A 3,419-nucleotide genomic window follows, 5' to 3' on the forward strand; every position below is an offset into this window, starting at 1 on the left:
AGCGATAGCAGTTCCTGTCGTTCTTTATTCGCCAGCTTCACTGGCGTTGCATGGCGGCCTCGGCTCATCGAGAGATGATAACCGAGGCAAATTATTATTCAACCTATTTACGGGATGTTGTACTAGTTTCGCCGCTGACCATCCACAGGGCAGTCAGCCAAAGCGGCAGCATCAATGCATTTCGGGCACGGCATGCTGACATAGCGACAACATGTTTCGGTATGCGAATATGATGATATCAGGAGGTCGTGCGCGATCGCAGCGCGGAGTAACGCGCCGGTGATGTTACCGCCAGTGGCTTTGTCCGGATGGGCACGAGTTCCCGTGCTATGGACGCGACTATGCATTTTTGACGCAAACCGGTTTGCCGACGGCGCGTTCTACCGGTTCAGCAGGTTGGCGATGATTACGCCTTCGCCTTCCTGCGACGCAAGCTCCTGCGCCCCGATGGGCAGTTCAAACTCCTCTATATGAACGGCCCCTTTTGCGCCAGGTTTCTCGTGTATTGACGAGCAGGATAGGTTGCAGCTCTATATGCGACCTTGTTGCAGCCATGTTGCCGCTGCGGGTCCCTATGAAATCCGCTGACTCGTGCCTCATTCCACTTAAGAGCTCAAAGCTCGTTGGAGTTTCCAGGTTTCACGAGTCCAGGTCCTACCTGTGCTGTCATTAGCCCGTCCTGAACAATTCGTTTTGCCGACCGCCGGTGTTACGGTGATTGAAGCCCAGCAACGCGGCGGTCGAGCAAGGCAGCCAGAATGAAGGCACAAAGAAGCCGCAGCTTCCGGAGGATCATCCGAAGATTGTGGCCTGCGCCGCACAGCACCGCGTGCATCGCGTCGCCGAGCGCACCTTTGAGCCAGTTGCGGTCGAGTTTTCCATCTGTCTTCATGTGACCAATGGCAGGCTCGATTGCGCTGCGCCGTCTGATCATCGCGCGTAATCCTCGCGTGATGCCCCGCCGCAGGCCCGGGTGGTAGATCTTCACACCATCGACGGCGACACCCGCCGTTGTTTACGCGCGACGTACCTTGCCGGGCGGGCTAGCTGGCGTGCTGGTAACGACGCACAGGGTGGCGGCGAAGCGCATCGATGTCGATGCCGTCGAGCAACCAGTGAAGCTGCTGCGTTGTCAGCACGATCACCTCCTGATGCCGCCTCGGCCACACGAAATGGTCTTCCTCAAGCCGGCGCAACATCAACCAGAAACCGGTGCGCTCGTACAGCAGGAGCTTGACGCGATCGCGTTTGCGGTTGTGGAACGCATACACGGCGCGGGCGAGCGGGTCCAGTTGCATCGACTCCGTGACCAGGGCAGCAAGGGTATTGATGCCGGCGCGGAAGTCAATCGGCTCGCGGTACAGGTAGACTTTCAGGTCGTCGTCGAAGCGAAACATCAGCTCCCCCTCAACGCGTCAATCATCGTCTTGAGCAGCGCGCAATCCTGCCCGGTGCACTCGAGTTCAAGGCTCACCCCGTTGGGCAGCTGCGCCACCAGGCGCGACGGCAGCGGTGGTCGCTGTGGCGCGTGCACCCGCATCGGCGCCGCCGGTGCATCAGGTTCCGGCTGCGGCGGCATCGGCGATGCCGCCCAGCTGTCATCGCTGATCGCCACCACCGGTACAAATGCCGTGGGCAGAGCCTTCGAGTCACATGGGGCGGCGGCGCCCTTCAGACGCGCCTCGTAATTCTTGATCCAGCGGCGCAACTGGTTGGCGTTCACGCCCGCCTTCAGCGCCATACCCGCGATCGACACGCCCGGTTTCAGGCAGGCTTCAATCAGCCTCTGTTTGTCACGTTTGTCGAAAGTCCGCTTGCCTTCGACACCAACGTTGGTCGCACGCAAGGGCAAAAAATCTGCGCAGTTCTCGTCCATGAAGGGTGTGTCCATTAAAAAACCGTGGACACATCCTGCGCTGTTTTCAGCTCAGGATCTATGTGAGGAGAAACTGCCGCTTACCGTCAAGCCGCGCATGACGACGGAGCTCGTGACCGATGCGCTGACGATGGCGTGGTTCCGCCGTCGACCCGCGCCCGGTGCGCTGCATCATTCGGATAGAGGCAGTCAATACGCCAGCCACGACTTCCAGCGCAAGCTGGCCGCGTACGGGATGCGCTGCTCGATGAGCCGCAAAGGAAATTGCTGGGACAACGCGCCGACGGAAAGCTTCTTCAACAGCTTGAAAAACGAGCGGGTTCACGGCACGAGGTATCGCACGCATCGCGAAGCCGTGGCGGACTTGTTCGAATACATTGAAGTGTTTTATAACCGCAGTCGTCGTCATTCATCGCTTGGCTTCATGTCGCCAACTCAGTTCATGCAAGACTGGCTTGCGGCTCAGCGGACAAAGGATACGGCTGCATAACCCGGGGCCTCTAGAAGGCGAAAAACCAAGGGAAGCTCACTGTTCTATACCGCCTACGATCTTTGCACGCATTTCCTCGTGCGCACGTGCGTCGACAGGCTCGCAGGAGACGGGCAGCACACGATCGCGAAGGCGATGCAGCAGGTCCAGGTGAAGGGGCTGCATCGCGTTGAGCTTCGTGACGCTAAAAGCCGCCCTATGATCGTCACACTTGAGCTTCGCTATCAGCGAATGACGGTATTGCCGCCTGTTGGCAAACAAGGCAGCTACCCTGCGTTACAGCTGACTGTCCTTCACGCCCAAGAGCGTGACCCACCGCCTGGGCGCCCCCGCATTGAATGGAAGCTGATCACCGATCTGCCAGTGAGATCACGTGCCGAGGCAATCGAAAAACTCCACTGGTACGCCATGCGCTGGAAGATCGAAACCTTCCACAAGATTCTGAAATCGGGCTGCAGGGCTGAGGAGTCGAGGCTTCGTACAGCGGACCGACTCACGAACCTGATCGCGGTATTCTGCGTCCTGAGTTGGCGTATATTCTGGCTCACGATGATTTGCCGGTCCGCGCCACAAGCAGCAGCCGAACTCGCTTTTACGCAAACCGAAATCGAACTGCTTGAACACGTGGTTCGCGAACCGCATCACAACGCACAGGCACCACCACTTGTGCGCAGCGTCATGAGGCTCGCACAGCTCGGCGGTTACCTTGCGCGCGCCAACGATCCTCCGCTAGGAAATACTGTCATGTGGCGCGGGATGCGACGTCTAACCGACATCCAACTTGGCTACGAACTTGCACTAAAAAGAAGTGGGTAATAACAAGGTGCACCGTACGCTTACATCCTTGCGCACTTGCCACGCGAAGATAAGCGTCGACGTCATTGACCTGAACGTGAGAGAGCGGCCGCCCAAACTGCTCGTACTCTCTCTCAAGAAACACACACCAAATGATTGTTTTGTATTTGCTTTTTTATTCGATGGTCTGCGCAGGCATGAGCTTCATGCCAAGCTTTTCGGCGCGCTTTGTCAGGTGATGCAGGACGCGCTGGCGAT

General features: G+C 58.1%; 5 protein-coding genes and 2 pseudogenes. 4 read left to right on the forward strand and 3 right to left on the reverse strand.

What is annotated here, in order from left to right; genetic code table 11:
- Nucleotides 1–199: hypothetical protein (locus tag AB4Y42_RS43540; RefSeq protein ID WP_368697790.1), on the forward strand; the 199-nt coding region annotated here is incomplete at its 5' end.
- Nucleotides 200–709: 510 nt separating this feature from the next.
- Here AB4Y42_RS43540 and AB4Y42_RS43545 read toward each other — a convergent pair.
- The 3 genes and pseudogenes from AB4Y42_RS43545 to AB4Y42_RS43555 form a co-directional block, all read right to left on the reverse strand.
- Nucleotides 710–1,006: pseudogene (locus AB4Y42_RS43545) on the reverse strand (IS5/IS1182 family transposase); the annotation flags it as partial.
- A gap of 37 nt (nucleotides 1,007–1,043) precedes the next feature.
- Nucleotides 1,044–1,397, reverse strand: coding sequence for an IS66 family insertion sequence element accessory protein TnpB (gene tnpB / locus AB4Y42_RS43550; protein WP_368697791.1), 354 nt, complete (start codon nucleotides 1,395–1,397; stop codon nucleotides 1,044–1,046).
- Nucleotides 1,397–1,876 (reverse strand): transposase, encoded by a 480-nt coding sequence (locus AB4Y42_RS43555; protein WP_342925498.1) that lies wholly within the window; start codon nucleotides 1,874–1,876, stop codon nucleotides 1,397–1,399. The genes tnpB and AB4Y42_RS43555 overlap by 1 nt, the downstream gene beginning before the upstream one ends.
- Between AB4Y42_RS43555 and AB4Y42_RS43560 the strand changes: the two are divergent.
- The 3 genes and pseudogenes from AB4Y42_RS43560 to AB4Y42_RS43570 form a co-directional block, all read left to right on the forward strand.
- Nucleotides 1,803–2,366 (forward strand): annotated as a pseudogene (locus AB4Y42_RS43560) (IS3 family transposase); the annotation flags it as partial. The gene AB4Y42_RS43555 and the pseudogene AB4Y42_RS43560 sit on opposite strands and share 74 nt — an antisense overlap.
- A 39-nt stretch (nucleotides 2,367–2,405) precedes the next feature.
- A complete protein-coding gene (locus AB4Y42_RS43565; RefSeq protein ID WP_368697793.1) occupies nucleotides 2,406–3,182 on the forward strand; it encodes an IS4 family transposase in 777 nt (258 codons plus the stop codon).
- Nucleotides 3,175–3,419, forward strand: a 245-nt coding sequence (locus AB4Y42_RS43570) for a hypothetical protein (protein WP_368697792.1), incomplete at its 3' end; no start/stop codon positions are given. The genes AB4Y42_RS43565 and AB4Y42_RS43570, both read left to right, overlap by 8 nt.

Origin of the sequence: Paraburkholderia sp. EG286B (genome assembly GCF_040965655.1) — a bacterium.
GTDB lineage: Bacteria > Pseudomonadota > Gammaproteobacteria > Burkholderiales > Burkholderiaceae > Paraburkholderia.

Excerpts from the sequence above, each read along its gene's own strand:
- tnpB (WP_368697791.1), bottom strand. The coding sequence starts at position 1,397 with ATGTTTCGCTTCGACGACGACCTGAAAGTCTACCTGTACCGCGAGCCG.
- AB4Y42_RS43555 (WP_342925498.1), bottom strand. The coding sequence starts at position 1,876 with ATGGACGAGAACTGCGCAGATTTTTTGCCCTTGCGTGCGACCAACGTT.